Source organism: Oceanobacillus salinisoli (assembly GCF_009733865.1).
GTDB lineage: Bacteria > Bacillota > Bacilli > Bacillales > Amphibacillaceae > Oceanobacillus > Oceanobacillus salinisoli.
The window spans coordinates 38,726-57,620 of record NZ_WOFB01000005.1 but is presented as its reverse complement, the minus strand read 5'-3'; the positions used below and the strand labels follow the sequence as shown (position 1 = coordinate 57,620).

At 37.1% G+C, this 18,895-nt stretch carries 12 protein-coding genes; 10 read left to right on the top strand and 2 right to left on the bottom strand.

The annotated features are described in order from the left end of the window. The first annotated feature begins 202 nt into the window (after positions 1 to 202). The 7 genes from GMJ66_RS05545 to GMJ66_RS05515 all read left to right on the top strand — a co-directional run bounded on the left by GMJ66_RS05545 (position 203) and on the right by GMJ66_RS05515 (position 12,172). Positions 203 to 1,495: a sugar ABC transporter substrate-binding protein gene (locus GMJ66_RS05545; RefSeq protein WP_156289343.1), complete on the top strand. Its 1,293-nt coding sequence runs from the start codon at positions 203 to 205 to the stop codon at positions 1,493 to 1,495. Between the two features lie 133 nt (positions 1,496 to 1,628). Further along, the gene (locus GMJ66_RS05540) at positions 1,629 to 2,951 is read left to right on the top strand and encodes a carbohydrate ABC transporter permease (protein WP_269321861.1); all 1,323 of its coding nucleotides are present in this window, start codon (positions 1,629 to 1,631) and stop codon (positions 2,949 to 2,951) included. Continuing rightward, a complete protein-coding gene (locus tag GMJ66_RS05535; protein ID WP_156289342.1) occupies positions 2,951 to 3,790 on the top strand; it encodes a sugar ABC transporter permease in 840 nt (279 codons plus the stop codon). Before GMJ66_RS05540 ends, GMJ66_RS05535 begins: the two co-directional genes overlap by 1 nt. 39 nt (positions 3,791 to 3,829) lie before the next feature. Continuing rightward, complete coding sequence (locus GMJ66_RS05530; RefSeq protein WP_156289341.1) at positions 3,830 to 6,169, top strand: glycoside hydrolase family 31 protein; 2,340 nt, start codon at positions 3,830 to 3,832, stop codon at positions 6,167 to 6,169. A 26-nt stretch (positions 6,170 to 6,195) separates the two neighbouring features. Further along, entirely contained in the window at positions 6,196 to 7,215 is a 1,020-nt protein-coding gene (locus tag GMJ66_RS05525; RefSeq protein ID WP_156289340.1) for a LacI family DNA-binding transcriptional regulator, read from the top strand. 606 nt (positions 7,216 to 7,821) lie between these two features. Next, a complete protein-coding gene (locus GMJ66_RS05520) occupies positions 7,822 to 9,504 on the top strand; it encodes a glycoside hydrolase family 13 protein (RefSeq protein WP_156289339.1) in 1,683 nt (560 codons plus the stop codon). Between the two features lie 706 nt (positions 9,505 to 10,210). After that, the gene (locus tag GMJ66_RS05515; RefSeq protein ID WP_197046612.1) at positions 10,211 to 12,172 is read left to right on the top strand and encodes a metallophosphoesterase; all 1,962 of its coding nucleotides are present in this window, start codon (positions 10,211 to 10,213) and stop codon (positions 12,170 to 12,172) included. 354 nt (positions 12,173 to 12,526) lie between these two features. Here the strand turns inward: GMJ66_RS05515 and GMJ66_RS05510 are convergent, their stop codons facing one another. Beyond that, on the bottom strand, positions 12,527 to 12,667 hold the full coding sequence (locus tag GMJ66_RS05510) for a hypothetical protein (protein WP_156289338.1): 141 nt from the start codon (positions 12,665 to 12,667) through the stop codon (positions 12,527 to 12,529). 277 nt (positions 12,668 to 12,944) lie between these two features. Next, entirely contained in the window at positions 12,945 to 13,424 is a 480-nt protein-coding gene (locus GMJ66_RS05505; RefSeq protein ID WP_156289337.1) for a Uma2 family endonuclease, read from the bottom strand. Between the two features lie 388 nt (positions 13,425 to 13,812). Here GMJ66_RS05505 and GMJ66_RS05500 point away from each other — a divergent pair, with 388 nt between their 5' ends. The 3 genes from GMJ66_RS05500 (at position 13,813) to GMJ66_RS05490 (ending at position 18,396) form a co-directional block, all read left to right on the top strand. Next, positions 13,813 to 15,480, top strand: coding sequence for a ribonuclease J (locus tag GMJ66_RS05500; protein ID WP_156289336.1), 1,668 nt, complete (start codon positions 13,813 to 13,815; stop codon positions 15,478 to 15,480). 250 nt (positions 15,481 to 15,730) lie between these two features. Continuing rightward, the gene (locus GMJ66_RS05495) at positions 15,731 to 16,930 is read left to right on the top strand and encodes a DUF4317 domain-containing protein (RefSeq protein ID WP_156289335.1); all 1,200 of its coding nucleotides are present in this window, start codon (positions 15,731 to 15,733) and stop codon (positions 16,928 to 16,930) included. Between the two features lie 137 nt (positions 16,931 to 17,067). Further along, on the top strand, positions 17,068 to 18,396 hold the full coding sequence (locus GMJ66_RS05490) for a CoA-disulfide reductase (RefSeq protein WP_156289334.1): 1,329 nt from the start codon (positions 17,068 to 17,070) through the stop codon (positions 18,394 to 18,396). Positions 18,397 to 18,895: the final 499 nt, after the last annotated feature.

Genomic DNA, 18,895 nt, shown 5'->3' with positions numbered 1-18,895 from the left:
AAAAACAATAGGTATAAGGGCTTATTTATTGTTTAATCAATAAAATAAGAGAAAAAAAAGTCAAATATTTGAAAACGGTTGCATTTTATTTGAGATAGGTGTAAAATATAATCAAATCTAGTGAAAACGTTTGCACAAATTTAAAAGAAAGCTAATGTTATAGGCTAGATTTATTACTTTAATTAAAAAGGGGAGAATCAAGGTGAAAAAGAAATTTTCGTTTTTATTACTGACAGCAATCTTGGCTTTATTTATGTTATTAGCAGCATGTGCTCCAGATCGTGAAGAAAATACTACTGATTCCGGTAACGATGATGCAACTAATGAGGAAACAGACACTTCGGAGAAACCAGAAGAGTTGACTATTTGGGTAAATGATGTGGAAGAGCAATTAGCAGCAATTGAAAAAATTGCAGCTGACTATGAAGAACAAGAAGGAATTAAAGTTAATGTTGTAGCAAAATCAATGTTAGACCAATTACAAGAATTATCACTTGCTGGTCCTGAAGGTAATGGTCCGGATTTGTTTTTTCAACCACATGATCAAATTGGGAATATTGTGGCCCAGGGTCTTATAGAACCTCTTAATATATCAGATGAAGAATTAAGTGGTTACAGTGATGCAGCTGTGGCAGCGGTGACATATCAATTTGACGGACAAACTGATGTATATGGTGTTCCACAAGCAATTGAAACTTATGGAATTTTTTACAATAAAGGTATTGTGCCAGAAGCGCCAGAAACAATAGATGATCTCAAATCATATTTAGAAGATTATTCTGATCCATCAAATGATCAGTATGGCTTTTTAATGAAACCAAATGACTTATATTTTGCATATCCATTCTTTAGTAACTTTGGGGGTTACATTTTTGGTGGAGATATCGGTGAATATGATACTACAGACATTGGTTTAAATACGGAAGGTGCAGTTGAAGGTGGAGAATTATTCCAGTCATTCTTTGGTGCTGGTAAGATACCTGCTGCAACAACTGTAGACGTAGTAGACGGCTTATTTACAGAAGGTAAAGTCGGTGCCGTGATAAACGGTCCTTGGAGTATTCCCACTTATAAAGAAGCAATCGGAGAGGAAAACCTTGGATTTGCTCCATTCCCACAAATCAATGGAGAACCTAGTAAAACACTTGTTGGGGTTAAATCTTGGATGGTTTCTTATTATTCTGAGAGCAAAGATTGGGCGACAAACTTAGCATTATTTATGACAAATGAAGAGAACCTTTCTCATTACTTTGAAACAGCTGGAGAACTTCCTCCGAACCCAAATGCATTAGAGGCAATTGATGACCCAATTTATGCTGCATTTGCTGAACAAATTGAGTATGGTGTACCTATGCCAAGTACTCCACAAATGTCTCAAGTTTGGGAACCGATGAACAATGCTTTGCAATTCCTTGCTGAAGGAGAAGATGCTAAATCTGTACTAGATGAGGCTGTTCAACAAATAAAAGATAATATTGCAGCGAGCGGTCAATAAATAGAAATGGGAAGATTATTTCTTCCCTTTATCTCTTTTACTTTAAAGAAAAATTCTATTGGTAAATAAATAGAGGTAGAGGCTTAGGGATAGTAATAATTTTTTCAAAAAATGGTATAAGGGGGGATAGTAAATGACTATACCTAATAATAGTGAATCAATGAATAATAATCCTAAGAAGCGAAAAAAACATAATCCCACTATTGCTATGGTTTTATCCATACTATTTGCTGGTTTGGGGCAATTTTATAACCGCAGATATATAAAGGGATTTATATTTGTTCTAGTCGAAGTATCTTTTCTAGTTACAATGCTTGAATCCCTTAATTTTGGACTTTGGGGATTGAGGACACTCGGTACAATTCCTGGTACCGATCACTCTATTAGACTTTTAGTATTCGGGGTACTCGCATTAATTGGTCTTTTCTTTGCTATAACTCTATACGTTTTTAACGTTTTAGATGCTAGAAAACAGGCTGTTAAAATAAAAAATGGATGGAAACCGTTGAAATTTAGAGATACAATTCGAGAGTTTTACGATAAATCATTTCCATATTTAATGACATTTCCTGGTTTAGTTTTAATGATTTTTGTAGTGATATTTCCGTTATTATTTTCGGTATTACTTGCATTTACAAACTACAACCTATATAACTCCCCACCAAGAAACTTAGTTGATTGGGTTGGATTTGAAAACTTTAGTAACCTGATTAATGTTGGAATTTGGCAAGAAACATTTCTCAGTGTTTTTGCTTGGACCGTAGTTTGGACTATTGTAGCTACTACATTACAAATAGCTGTCGGCTTATTCCTTGCCTTAATGGTAAATGATCCACGGGTGAAATTCAAAAAAATAATACGTACCATTCTTATTTTACCTTGGGCAGTACCAGCATTTGTAACCATTTTAATTTTTTCAGCGATGTTCAATGATGATTTCGGTGCGATTAATAGAGACATCATTATTCCTTTATTTGGTGGAGATGGATTACCGTGGTTGAGTGATCCATTTTACGCTCGTATAGCTATTATTATGATTCAGACTTGGCTTGGTTTTCCATTTATTTTTGCATTATTTACTGGTGTATTGCAAAGTATTTCAAAAGATTGGTATGAGGCAGCTGATGTGGATGGAGGAACTCGTTTTCAGAAGTTCCGACATATTACATTACCACACGTAATGTTTGCAACTGCTCCATTATTAATCATGCAGTATGCACAGAATTTCAATAACTTTAATGTTATTTATCTATTTAATGAAGGTGGACCTCCAGTACGGGGACAGAATGCAGGTGGTACTGACATTCTTATTTCTTGGGTATATAAATTAACATTTGATACAAATAATTACAGTATGGCCGCGGTAATATCAATAATCATGGGTCTTATTGTTTCGGCATTTGCATTCTACCAGTTTAGGAAGACTAGATCTTTTAAGGAAGAAGGTGAAATTTAATGAGTCAAAAATTCAAATCAAAATTAGAAGTTACTACTATTTATATAATATTAGCGATTGTGTCTATTATTATATTTTATCCCTTACTTTGGACAATTGGAATGTCATTTAATCAGGGAACAAGTTTATACTCATCTTCATTAATCCCAGAGAATTTTTCATTAGAACACTATAGATGGTTATTTAGCGAGGGAAGTGATTATTTAATATGGTATAAAAATTCACTGATAGTATCTCTAGCAACTGCTATAGGTAGTGTTGTTATAACATCCCTTGTTGCTTATGCTTTTTCTAGATATAAGTTTGTAGGAAGAAAAAACGGTCTATATGTATTTTTACTTCTACAAATGTTTCCTGTAATGATGGCAATGGTTGCCTTATACATCTTCCTTAATATGATAGGACTTTTAGATACATTAACCGGTTTGATCCTTATTTATCTTGGAGGGCAGATTCCATTTAATGCCTGGTTGGTTAAAGGTTACTTTGATACCATTCCTCGTGAACTTGACCAGGCAGCCAGAATTGATGGTGCAGGTCACCTAAGAGTATTTTGGAGTATTATGCTTCCGTTAGCTAAACCGATTTTGGCAGTTGTTGCATTATTTAACTTCATGATGCCTTTATTTGACTTTTTGTTACCAACAATCGTTCTGTCTAGTCAAGAGAACTATACATTAGCAGTAGGTTTATATAACTTTATTAATGATCAATTTGCTAATAACTTTACAAGATTTGCTGCCGGCTCCATTTTAGTAGCGATGCCAATAGCAGCTGTATACCTATACCTTCAACGTTATCTAATATCCGGGTTAACAAGTGGTGGTACAAAAGGATAAGAAAACTTAAATGCACTTTTTTTGACAGGAGGCAAATCAATGCTTGAAGATACTAGCTTTGCAATCCACCCCGGAAAAGAACAACAATCTGGGGCAGTGGTATACCGAGATATCGGTAGGTTATTAAACTATGAAGCAAAAGAAAACACGTACTTTTTCAATTGTGAAAATGGAAATGTAGCAATACAATTTTTTACAGACCTTATTGTACGAATAGTTATGAACCAACATCATGAACCAAAGCTAACTGGCTCTAAAGCTGTCATTGTAGATCCAGAATTGGTAAGTATAGAAGAAACAAATGGTAATGAAAAACTAACATTTTCAACTGAAAAAATCGAACTTCATATCACTAAAAATCCTTTTCGTTTATCTGTTTATGATAAAGATGGGCATGAGATTGTTACAGAAGGAAAACGTGGAATGGCTTACCGTGAAAACGGGGAGGTTATTTCTTTTAAAACCATGCATGAAGACGATCATTTTTATGGGTTTGGAGAAAAAGCTGGCCATTTAGATAAACGTGGTGAATCGTATGAGATGTGGAATTCAGACGTTTATGCGCCACATAATCCTGAAACAGATCCTTTATATGAATCGATACCATATTTCATGACGTTGCGTGATGGTAAGGCACATGGTGTATTTTTTGATAATACTTTCCGTTCCAAGTTTGATATGAAAACAACATCCAACTATTACACGTTCTCTGCTGAAGGTGGCCAATTAGATTATTATATATTTGCAGGACCAGAACCAAAAGCGGTGTTAGAACAATATACACATATTACTGGAAGAATTCCACTTCCACCAAAATGGTCTTTAGGTTACCATCAATCACGTTATAGCTATGAAACAGAAGAAGAAGTACGTGAGTTAGCTAAGAACTTTGTGGAAAAAGATATTCCAGTAGATGTGATTCACTTGGATATCCACTATATGAATGGCTACCGTGTATTTACGTTTGATAAAGAACGTTTCCCCAATCCTGAGAAGCTGATCGCTGATTTAAAAGAAATGGGAATTCGTGTGGTACCGATTGTTGATCCAGGGGTAAAAAAGGACTCGGAGTATCATATTTATCAAGAGGGTGTTAGACAGGAACAGTTCTGTAAGTATATTGAAGGAGAAATCTATTTTGGTGAAGTTTGGCCTGGAATTAGTGCATTTCCGGATTTCACAGATGAGAAGGTTCGTAAGTGGTGGGGAGAAAAGCATGAGTTCTATACAAACCTTGGCATCGAAGGTATTTGGAATGACATGAATGAACCCGCTGTTTTTAACGAGACGAAAACAATGGATGTTAATGTTATGCATCGTAATGATGGAGAGCCAACAACCCATCGCGAATTGCACAATGTGTATGGTTTATTAATGGGTCAAGCAACATACGAAGGTATGAAGGAAAAGCTTAATGGTAAACGCCCATTCTTACTAACGCGTGCTGGTTATGCTGGTGTTCAGCGTTATGCATCTGTATGGACAGGGGATAACCGTAGTTTCTGGGAGCATCTGCAAATGTCACTGCCAATGGTAATGAACCTAGGTTTATCAGGTGTAGCCTTTACCGGTCCAGATGTAGGTGGTTTTGCTCATGATACGAATGCAGAGTTATTAACTCGTTGGACACAAGTGGGAGCATTTACACCTTTTTTCCGTAATCACTCTGCAATTGGATTCCGTTACCAGGAGCCGTGGCAGTTTGGTGACAAACACGAGGATATCATGAAGAATTATATCCAAATGCGTTACGAGTGGATGCCACAACTGTACTCCTTATTCTATGAGGCAAGCAAAACGGGGCTTCCAGTCATGCGTCCATTGCTAATGGAATTCCCAATGGATGCAAAAACATATAACCTAAATGATCAGTTCATGCTTGGGGATAATGTTATTTTCGCACCAATTTTACAACCGTCTGTTACCGATCGTGCGGTATATTTACCAAAAGGTGAATGGGTTGAGTTTTCAACTGGTGAAGTATATGAAGGGGAAAAAACGCATTTGATTCATGCGGAAATAGATGAATTACCGATCTTTGTTAAAAATGGAACAGTCATTATGCAAGGTGAATGGAACTCCAATAAGGATAAAACTCCAAAACACGTAAGCATGAACGTTTACGCAAGTAGTCAAGGCGAAAATTATTGCTTTACATACTACGATGATGATGGGGAAACTTTTGCTTATGAAGGTGGAGCTTTCATAGAATTAGATGTTGAAGTTGTATCAAATGAAAATTCTGTTAAAATTAATGTTCTAGAGCAAAAAGGTGATTTTAAACCAGCATATCAAGAAATAAATATTAATGTTGTAGGCCAAAGTGAAGGTCAAGATATTATAATCAATGGTGAAAAGAATAAAACCATTCAATTATAAAAATAAAATTGTAGGGGGTGGGAGTTATGGTAAACATTAAAGATGTAGCAAAGGCTAGTGGGGTTTCGCCCTCTACAGTATCGCGTGTAATCGCAGATAATCCGAGAATTACTGAAGAAACGAAGAAAAAAGTGCGAAAAGCAATGAAACAATTAGGCTACCATCCGAACATTAGCGCTCGAAATCTAGTAGCGAAATCTACTAAAGCAATCGGAGTTATTATGCCATCTTCGGCAAATACTGCTTTACAAAATCCATTCTTCCCGGAGATTTTGCGGGGGATTGGCTCTGTTATTCATCATATGCAGTATTCGATGTCACTTTCAACAGGTGAAACAGAGGAAGAAATTTTCTCGGAAGTTAAGCGCATGGTATTTGGTAGTTATGTGGATGGGGTGATCTTACTTTATTCCCGTATCAATGACCGAGTAACTAATTTCTTACGGAAAAACGACTTTCCTTTTGTTATCGTTGGTAAACCACATGATCATGAAACTGAAATAACTCATGTTGATAATGATAACTTCAAAGCCGGTAAAGAGATTACTAGACATCTAATTGATAAAGGACATGAAAAAATTGCATTTATCGGTGGATCACGTGAATTATTCGTTACGATGGATCGTGAAGCTGGTTATGTTACAGCTTTAGAAGAAGCTGGCTTAGAAGTTTGTGATGAATATAAAATTCATACCGAATTCCTTAAATCTGGTGGACGAGAAGCAGTGGAGTATTTGCTCTCACTTGAAATGCGTCCTACTGCATTAGTTGTGAGTGACGACTTAATTAGTCTAGGTATTTTAGGGCGTTTAGAGGAAGCTGGAATTAAGGTGCCAGGTGACATTTCACTCGTCAGCTTTAATAATGTGTATTTATCTGAAATTACACGTCCAGCTTTAACAACAGTTGATGTTCAAATCTATGAATTAGGTGCACAATCAGCCAAAATCTTAATAGAGAAAACACAAAATAAAGATGAACCTGTTAAACGGATCATTATCCCGTATAACATTGTATACCGGGATTCCGTTATGGAACTAAAATAGAACTCTAGGAGCTAACCAAAGTTTCAGTTTGTAGATTATTAAATCCCTGTAGCAACATTTCTATTTTTATTGGTCTCTGCCCCCCTTTTTTTAAGATAAGAAAATACAAAAAAATTGCCCCTACCACAGTGCACAGTGTTCAGCGCTGTGGTAGATTTCATATATTGGAAAAAAATTTGGAAAAAAATTTGGAGACGTATATTTTGTGATGATTACAATACATAGAAGTATTTACTGTCAGTTATACAATTTGCGAAAGTAATCAATATTCAGTAGTACTTGGGGATTTGATGTTTTAAAGAGGTGTACCGGGTGTTATTGAGATTTTTAAAAGAAAGAAATAATAGTATTTAATAGCCATTTTACAATATAAGAAATTAATCTATCAACCTAATGGCCATGTAGCCGATGGCTATCATTTACATTCTCTAGCTTGCGGAACTTTGTATAAGAAGCGGTACCACGGCCTAAATGCGGGGTCTTCCCTCCAAACCGGCGGGACCAGCACATAAATTGAAGTGTGATTGATTTGTGGGTTAGAGTCTAGGAGTTAAATATAACAATCTACTAGAAATTATCCTGATTAAAACAGATGGAGGAATTTACATGGCACATAAAGCGTGGTGGAAAGAAAGTGTTGTATATCAAATTTATCCAAGGAGCTTTAATGACAGCAATGGGGATGGAATAGGTGATATCAAAGGAATCACAGAAAAATTGGATTACTTAAGAAATCTCGGGGTCGATGTCATTTGGTTATCTCCTGTTTATAAATCCCCAAATGACGATAATGGATATGACATCTCGGATTATCAAGCCATTATGGATGAATTCGGAACAATGGAAGACTGGGAAGAGTTATTAGATGAAATACATATACGTGACATGAAACTGATCATGGACCTTGTGGTTAACCATTCTTCGGATGAACATAAATGGTTTCAAGAATCCAGAAAATCAAAAGACAATCCTTATCGTGATTATTACATATGGCGCCCTGGGAAAGATGGGAAAGAGCCAAATAACTGGGAATCAACCTTTAGTGGTTCCGCATGGCAGTATGACAAAAGGACAGAAGAGTACTACTTACATCTTTTCAGTAAGAAGCAACCAGACTTAAATTGGGAAAATCCGAAGCTTCGTCAGGAAGTTTATAACATGATAAAGTGGTGGTTGGATAAAGGGATTGATGGCTTCCGCATGGACGTAATCAACTTCATTTCGAAAGTATCCGGACTGCCGGATGCACCTAATCCGGAAGGCAGGAAATATGTTGGTGGTGGAAAATACTACATTAACGGACCTCGCGTCCATGAATTTTTATACGAAATGAACGAAGAAGCTCTTTCAAAGTATGACATTATGACAGTTGGAGAAATGCCTGGTGTTGATGTAGAAGAGGCGAAAAAATATACAGATCCAGAACGTAAAGAGTTACAGATGGTCTTCCAGTTTGAACATATGGATTTAGATTCTGGACCAAATGGTAAATGGGATTTAAAACCACTAGATTTAAGAGATTTGAAAACAAATATCTCCAGATGGCAGACAGGCTTAAATGGTATTGGCTGGAATAGTTTGTATTTGAATAACCATGATCAACCGCGAATCGTATCTCGTTTCGGTAATGAAAAAGAATATCGTGTGGTGTCAGCAAAAATGCTTGGTACTTTCCTGCATATGCTGCAAGGGACACCTTATATTTATCAAGGAGAAGAAATTGGCATGACGAATGTAAAATTTGACTCAATTGATGACTACAGGGATATTGAAATTTTAAATATGTACCAAGAAAAAGTAGTAGAAGGTAATCAAGATCTATCGAAGGTCATGGAATCCATCTATGTGAAAGGCCGTGACAACGCCAGAACACCTTTCCAATGGGATGCTTCAGTTAATGCGGGTTTTACAACTGGAAAGCCATGGATTAAGATAAATCCAAACTACAAGGAAATTAACGCAGAACAAGCAGTTTCCGATGATGAATCAATTTATCATTACTATCGTCAGTTGATTGAACTACGCAAAAAACATGAGCTTATCGTGCATGGGGATTATAAATTAATTTTACCGAAACATGATAAGATTTATGCATATACTCGTACATTTGAAGGGCAAAAACTACTCGTCGTAACAAACTTCAGCGAAGAAAACGTTGAATTTAGGCTTCCAGAAGGTATTGCATTTGAAGGAAAAGAAAAATTAATTGGTAACTATCCTGATGCAAATGACAATTATCAAGTGTTTACCTTAAGACCGTACGAAGCAAGAGTATATAAGGGAGTATAAGTTGGAAGCGGTTAGCGGAATACTAGGTGTATCATTGAATGAGAGTTTAAGGAACAATTAAAATGCGTTAGATAAATAAATTATTTTAAGAAAATCTTAACATTGAATCCTCCACTCAAGGATTTGCCAGTCAAAAATAGAAGACCTTGCAACTAAGAAAAATGAGCATTACAAAGAATTGATTCAAAAATGAACACACCAGGATATTTTATCAGTATCAATTGTGATATATAAATTGCCCTAGGTTCTGCCGGCTTTTGCAGGAACATTCTTTTTTCAAGAATTCAGTGTGCAATATAATTTCTTTACGTTAAGTACATGAGAAAAAATGAAACTGGAAAGGGTGAAGTGTAGAAAACCTCGCTTCCTTACGAATATTACATGATGAATTCCAATATAAAAATGGCAAACCTTCCATTTTATCTATTTATAGGGTTTGCTGTTTTTTTATCCTTGATAGCTTGATTATAAAGGTACTTTCTGTCCAAGGTTTCATAACAAATGATTACTCTCCACTAACATTCTTTTTTTTAATATTGCATATAAATTCACCCCGCTCATTATCTCTGTAATTTAAATTAAGTAAAAATTGGAATACACCAGTATTAAAAATTAAGTTGGTATTCTCCTTTTTACACAAAATTTAAACTATATAAACATTCCTCTTGTATAATTTGTAATGAATAGTTTAGAAGGAGGATAAAAAGTGAAGAAAAAATTAATTTTATGCACGCTAGCAATGACAACATTTGCTTCTTTCATAATCACTAGTTCATTGGTAACAACAGGTGCAGCTTCTAAACAAGACGTAGAACAAGTTAGTCAACAATCAACATTACGTGAACCAGAAACAGGCTTCCGTGTATTACCATACTTACAATCTCCAACTAGCACCTCTGTAACTATTAACTGGATATCTGAGTTAAATGAACCTGGTAGAGTCACCGTAGCAGGCCCTGGAGTGCGGGCGCAAAAAGAAACTTCGATACCACAGTACATGGAATTAATGGAGTATACAGAACAAGAACTAGAACAAGAACTATCATATGACAGTGGTAATGGAGTAATAGAAACTATTCCACAGGGCTCATGGCTGGAATCAAACGCTAACTACAAACATTCTGTAACTATTGACGGGTTAAAACCCAATACAAAATATCAATATACAGTAAAGCAAGGGAAGAAAACACATACCTCATCTTTTGTAACTTATCCGGAGCCTGAAAATTGGGACGAGCTCACATTAATTGCTTTTTCTGATACGGAAACAGAACCACGTGGCGCGCTGGAACATCGCGAGTGGGAATTACACACAGTAAATTCTTATGCTCCAGGTTCAGAGGAACGTCCAGGTGAGGGATCTGCTTTTGATGAAAAATATGGAAATCAAACTCGTAATGATATGTTTTTAGTACGTTATCCACTCGATCAGCAAACGGCTTTAAATGAAAATCTTGCTCATATTGAAGCAGCTAATCCGGATGCTTTAATTATTGCGGGAGACTTAGCACAAGGTTCAGGATACCAACCTGCCTGGGATGAGTTTTGGCGACACTTTGCAGGTGAATTTTCAGACATAGCATCGCAAACGGCATTATTACCTGCAGTAGGAAACTGGGAAACTTATGCATCTATTAATGGTGGGTATGGGAGTGCTGAAGATCGTACACCAACTGTAATTTCCCGTAATAGATATCATGAATATTTTGATACTCCTGGAGATCCGGAGAATCCTCAGTATAAGGATTCATATTATAGAACAGATATCGGTCCGGTTACATTATTAACATTGGATTCAACCAATGGAATTCCTGATGAATCTACTAAAACAGAGACATTTACTGGAGAAGTTTATAGTGGTGATGATTCTGTATTAAACGAGTCGGTATGGGCAGAACAAGGTGTGGATGGTGATCCTTACATAACGACAGATACACAAGGTGAGTTTACAGCTGAAGACTATAATCGTGCTTATACAGAGGTTTTCGAAGGGGCAACAACCGATGATTCTGATTTACCAAACTTTAATACAGGTACGGATCAATATAAGTGGGTAGAAGAACAATTACAGGATGCACGTGAAAAAGGCCAAATCATTCTCGTGCAATTCCATCATGCGGCATATTCAAGTGGTGTTCACGGTGCACCACCAAATCATGAAAACGCAGATAACCAATCTGGTGTTGCAATGCGCGTATATTCGCCTTTATTCGAAAAATATGGTGTTGCTGCTGTTATTTCTGGACATGATGAAATGTTTGAACGCAGCTGGGTAGATTTGGATGGGGATGGCAATGGTTTCCATTCTTATGATGTTGGTGTAGCGGCAGATGGTTTACGTGGTGAAAAAATGATAAAAGATGAAAATGGTAATTATGTACCGCAAAATTATAATACTTACTCGCAATGGAGTGCAACCAAAGATCAGCCAGAACTTTGGGAAACGAATGAAAATGGAGTAAAACACCTAATTGATGGTGGTTTACATTATGGACATTTGCAAATGGACTTTGTCAATACACTAAATGGAGCGGAATTAACATTAACACCCGTATATATCTTCCCAATTCTGGATGATAACTATGACTTAGTTCGTACAGAACGTCGTGTTTATGATGATGTTCAAACGATTTATTTTGATGAGATGGGAAATGTAATACAAAAATAATGGAGTCTATTTCAAACTGAGGTTGGAAGGTTTGAAGAAAAAGAAAATAAGGCATAGGGATAACTCAGGACTTTCCCTATGCTTTTTCTGTTCAATATTTTAATATTGGAAGTGTGGCTTCATGATAGGCAGCTTAAAGTAGTCAGATGGATAGAGCATGATAGACAAAAAACAGCCCTTATTTTTAGAAGAGAAGACTTCTATGTAATTTCTTTGAAAATTACTATTATAAAATACTTATTGAAGAAATTAATGAAATTCTTAATAGAGTACAGAAATTTAAAACATCCGATCCCTTTTTTAAACACTAAATAAAGTCCGTTCCTCCCGATTTGATGGGGCGGGTTTTGCAGTTTATGGGTCAGTAATATTAGCAATAAACTCTCCAGTAACAGTACCTAAATAATAGGCCCCTAACCAAATTTCAATTGTAATAAGAACACCTAGCATAGGGTTTTTATCGATAAATTTTTTAAATAGTTCAGAGGTTGTCATTTTCTTATCCTCCTTGTTTTACATTAAATAGTATTCTCCAGTACATCCTGCATAACACCTACAACAATCTACGCGCTTCAACACCATATTTCCTTGTTTCATTATATAGGATGGTGGTACCTTCTTATATTAATTTTTTGTAAAAACTTGTATCAAAGCACTCATAATTGGAAGAAGAACGGTCAAAGGTACCTGTCACTTCCCGGATTTTGTCGAAAAATGTATTAATTGAACTGAGCTTCCATTTTGTAGAACGGCTGCCCTAAGAAGATATCGGTTAAATTTCCATTCCATTTTTAACAACAAAAGATACGCAGGGTAAATGATCAGATGTGACAGTCTCTTCGGATTCAAAAACATTCACTAAATCATAGGCTTGTCCATTGGAGGGAAGGATATATTGTTCGATGGTCTTATTGTGATAATCCACAATCCAATATACTGGTATTCTAAAGTGAGCATAGCTTTCTTTATTTATGATGCGATCACGTCTTGCGCTGTTAGGGGAGAGAATTTCAATAACTAAATCGGGTGGACCTGTAACCGCATGTTCCTCGATAATGTGTTCCCTACTGCGGTGAATCATAAGGATATCTGGTTGTCTTGTTTCTGTTTCAGAAAGAATAACGTCTACAGGTGCTCCTAAAATAATGTAGTCGTTCTCGCATGAATCAGCTAGTACAAGTTCCAACTGGTAACTAACGCGCTGGTGTGTTGTTGTTGGGGATGGCTTTAATTCGAATTTTCCAGTAATCACTTCATATTGGTTTCAATCTTCAGGAAGTCTAAAATAATCTTCCGTTGTCCACCCTGATTCCTTTATTGTGGTCTTGTTCTTCGTGTTTCTTTTAACCATTTTTTCTTGCCTTCTTTGGGTTAACTGTCTTGCTGCCTATATTATCACACCTTTATGGACAAGCATCCAGAATATACTTAATCGTTTTTAAAAATGCGCTCCATCTATGAGGAGAAACTAAATAGGAACGGTAACTAAGTAAATAACAACGTTTAAAGTTGTTAAAGATATTTTATATACTCTGCAGTTGGGCTAATTTTGCTTCCGGTATAAGTTTATGTTGAGAGACATGTATCTTAAGAATCACCAGGGGTAAACTAAACCCAAATTAAAACCCGGGAGGATTCATATGGGAGCCATAAATCAAACATTATCAGTTTTTGCCCTTGGTGGCTTAAATGAGATTGGAAAAAATATGTACGCGATCGAATATGGAAACGATATTGTACTTATCGACTGTGGAAATAAGTTTCCTGATGAAAGTTTATTAGGAATTGATTTAATCATCCCCGATATTTCCTATTTAATCGAAAATAAGGACCGGGTACGTGCGTTAATTGTGACACATGGCCATGAGGATCATATTGGCGGGGTACCTTTCTTCCTAAAAAAAGTAAATGTCCCTGTGTATGCAACAAGATTTACAATGGGACTCATTGAAATCAAATTAAAGGAACATCGATTTTTACGGGAAAGTGAACTTATTGAAATTAATTCAGATTCAGAAGTACATATCGGTGAAATGAATATTAACTTTTTTAAAGTGAATCATAGTATTCCGGATTGTTTAGGGATTGTATTCAACACTCCAGAGGGTACGATTGTACATACGGGAGACTTCAAATTTGATTTGACTCCTGCGAATGATGAGCGACCTGATATTCACAAAATGGCTGATATTGGGAACAAAGGAGTACTGCTCTTATTATCGGAAAGTACCAATGCAGAGCGCCCGGGATATACTCCATCTGAACAAATGGTAGGGAAAAATTTGGAACAGATATTTATAAGAGCTAAACGAAAAGTATTTGTATCCACTTTCGCTTCCAATGTTAGCCGGATCCAACAGGTTGTCCATGCGGCTGAGAAAACGAATCGAAAACTGGCTTTACTTGGCAGGTCGATGGTGAATGTCGTAAAGGTTGCGATGGAGCGTGGGTATTTAACGGTTCCTAAAGGGATGTTAATTGAAGCCCGTGATATCAATGAATTCCCTCCAGAAAGGCTTGCTATTTTATGTACGGGGAGTCAAGGGGAGACGATGGCAGCCCTTAGCCGTTTGTCCACGGGAAACTATCGTGATGCTGAGATTTTAGACGAAGATACAGTGATTCTTGCAGCAGGTCCAATTCCCGGGAATGAAAAGAGTGTAACCAGTATTGTCGATAACTTATATAAACTTGGAGCTCATGTTATTTATGGGCCAGGAAGTAGTTCCGGTATGCATGTTTCCGGCCATGGGTATCAAGAAGATTTAAGGCTCATGCTTACCCTAATGAAGCCAAAATATTTTATCCCAATTCATGGTGAGTATCGAATGCTGTATCACCACCGAATGCTCGCAGAATCGGTAGGCGTAGAAGACGGAAACACATTTATCTTAAAAAATGGGGATGTAGTCGATATTGAAAACTCGATTGCTCGTAGTACGAGAAGTATACCGAGTGGAAATACTTATGTCGATGGAATGGATATCGGGGATATGGAATTTGTATTACGTGACCGCAAGCGGATTTCCGAGGATGGAATGCTCATGATTATTATCCCAATGAATAAACAGGAGGAAAAAGTCCTCTCCGAACCCGAATTTGTCTCGCGTGGATTCGTCGATCAGAATTTCTCTGAACTTCGAAAAGGAATGAATCGGATAACGATGGAAACGATTAATGAGCTACATGAAGCAAATCGAAATTCGTGGAATGTCATGAAGAAGCAGATAAAAAGGGCCATTGCAAAATATGTAAAAGAACGTACAAGGAAAGAGCCTATGATTGTTCCTATTTTGATGGATATTTGAATAGGTGCACCGTCCTGGCTTTGTAAAGTCTTACTATACGTACCTATTTGATACTTAAGATGTCAAAGATGAAAACAGCTGTAACCCAAAACAAACACGGGTGCAGCTGTATTTTATTTCGACAAAATTCGGGAAGTGACAGGCACCTTAAAGAAGCAAATGAACCATCCCTGTGCTTCCTTTATGATAAAATGAGAAGATGTATATGTGATGAATACATGCTGATAACCAACGTAGGGGTGAAACAAGATTGAACAAAAAAGACATAGCCAATATTCGCAAACAATTCAAAGTTAATAATGATTTATTAAAAATTCATGAAATCTTTAATGTGTACATCATGAAAGAATCGAGTGAAATTTATCATCAGCAAAGTGTCCCATTTGAATTGCTGGAACAGGAACAGAAAGAGTTGTTTTTGGATAACTTTAAAAAAGTACTATCAGGCCAGCTCGACGAAAAATTATTTGAATTAAAGTTCCAGCGTGATGTGGAAAATAACAGTCAGCTCATTCTTCACCAAGGTTTATTAAGTAACGATACCGAAGAATGGAAGGGACATATGCTTCAGCTCGTGGAGAAAATGCTCAAAGATAAACAGTATGAGATGGATATTGTCGTTACCTTTATTCGTGGAGAATATATGAAACCAATGAAACGCCGCAATGAAGAAGCAGAAGAAAGTGAACGAGATACAGTTTATTCCCATTCCTTTATTTTATGTAGTATGAATAGGACGCAAGATCCGAAAAAAGAATTACTGTTTGACTATGTGGAAAAGGAGTTTAAGTATAATTTTATCGTGGACCCTATTATCAATCTGAAAAAACCGATATCAGGGTTCCTATATCCTTGCTTTACAGATAATGCTGCGGATGTCAATCATGTCCTATATTCGGCACAGAAAGCGTATGAGCTGAATTATCATTTTATAGAGGAAGTTTTAAATGCGGAAGAAACCATGACTGCTCAAGAGGATAAAATTGTTTTTGAGGAAATTGTGAGAAATGTAGCTGGTGACCAAATCAATACATCGACCCTTTCGAATGTATATGAAGAGATTCATCGTGTGGTGGAAGAGAATGAAGAAGAGGAAGAGATACCGAAATTAGACTACAAAGATGTAGAAAAAGTGTTGAAAAGCAGTGGAGTAGAGGATATCGATCCGGAAAAGGTAGAGACGGCGTTTAAGACAGTAATCGATGATGAATCATATGAAATAAAAGCGAGCAATATCGTACCAAAATATACGTCAAAGTCCATCAAAATAAAGACAAAGGTAGCGGACATTTCCATTAGCCCACAAGACTTACGGTTTGTACGTCAAGTCCAATTAAACGGAAAGCTTTGCTTAATGATAGAAGTGGAAGAAAATACAGTGATTGAAGGATTTGAAATGATTCCAGAGGCATTGTTTCATAAAGCCAAGGATCATGACAATGACGAATAATTTTTCAAGGAAGCATGGGGACATTTCTCCTGCTTCCTTTTATGTAGCACTTTAAACTAGGAGAAACATCCATGTGCTTCCTGCTGGTTAAATTCTTTTCCAAATGGGAATTGTATAGGAAAAGGAGGGAATGAAAATTGCGTTATGTAATTATTGGCGGTATAGCTGCTGGAATGAGTGCAGCAATGGAAATTATTCGTACGGATGAATCTGCTGAGGTTACAGTTCTGGAACGTGGGGAAGATTATTCGTATGGACAATGTGGTTTGCCCTATGTAATAGGCGGCGTCATTCCTTCAGTAAAGGATGTTATTGCTCGGAGTGTGGAGACGTTTCGGGAAAAATATCATATCGATGCTAGAATAAATACAGAAGTAACCGACATTAATGTAAAAGAACAGATAGTCAGTGGTATTCAAACAGAAAGGAACGAGCATTTTCAAATTTCTTATGATCGTTTGCTTATTGCATTAGGATCTGATCCGATAGTTCCGGACTGGAATGGCATTTATTTAGAAGGAATTCATACATTAAAAACCATTTCTGATACGAAAGATATTATGACGGATATGACGGATGATATGAAGCATGTCACGGTTGTTGGTGGAGGATATGTTGGATTGGAAATAGCGGAAAATTTCCATAGATTAGGTAAGAAAGTTACCCTTATTCAACGTGGCGAACAGGTTGCTAACATCTTTGATCCGGATATGGCCGAATTGATTCATGAAGAAGCACAGAAAAATGGGATTGAATTGATATTAGGCGAGTCGGTCGTGGGCTTTTCCGGTGAGAAACGGGTGGACACCGTTATTACGGAAAAGCAATCATATCCGACAGATTTCGTATTACTAGGAATCGGTGTACGGCCAAATACCGCGTTTTTGAAAGATACAGGTATCTATATGAATGGACAAGGTGCCATCCATGTGAATGCCTATATGGAGACATCTGTTGAGAATGTGTATGCTGCAGGTAATTGTGCCACACAATATCATCGGATCAAACAAGTGGATGACTATATTCCACTTGGTACGACCGCAAACAAACAGGGACGGATTGCAGGTGCCAACATGGCTGGTAAATCTTTAACCTTTAAGGGAATTGTCGGAACAGCCATCATGAAATTTTTTGACCTAACTTTGGGACGGACAGGATTAAACGAAAAAGAAGCGCAACGATATAAAATTCCATATGAGGTGCAAACAGGAAAAGGGAGTTCCCATGCAGGGTACTATCCAGGCAAGGAAGCATTGAATATCAAACTCCTATATCATAAACAGACGAAGCAATTGCTTGGAGGACAAATAATCGGTAAAAAGGGCGTAGACAAACGAATCGACGTATTATCCACTGCTCTATACAATAAAATGACCGTTCATCAATTACTGGATTTAGATCTAGCCTATGCTCCACCATATAATGGTGTCTGGGATCCGGTGCAGCAGATGGCGAGGAAAATGTAATTGATGTGGTGTATTTTTTCTGGTGAGTTGGAGTTGAAATCCTCGAAAATGTTGTTAATTCAGCATTTGCGGGGATTTTTCGTTTTGAATGATGTGTAAAGTGCTGAGATTTTGTGTTTTCTAGAGGGAATTGGAAAGTTTATGTGAGAGGTTGCTGGAGTAGGAAAGGTCACGTAGAATCGTTCTAGGTGCCCGAACGAAGCAGAAGGAAGCAGGAAAGGTCACGTAGAATCGTTCTAGGTTCCCGAACGAAGCAGGAGAAAGCGTGAAAGGTCACGTAGAATCGTTCTAGGTGCCCGAACGAAGCAGGAGAAAGCGTGAGAGGTCACGTAGAATCGTTCTAGGTGCCCGAACGAAGCAGGAGAAAGCGTGAGAGGTCACGTAGAATCGTTCTAGGTGCCCGAACGAAGCAGAAGGAAGCGGGAGAGGTCACGTAGAAACGTTCTAGGTGCCCGAATGAAGCAGGAAAAAGCGGTAAAGGTCATGTAGAGTCGTTCTA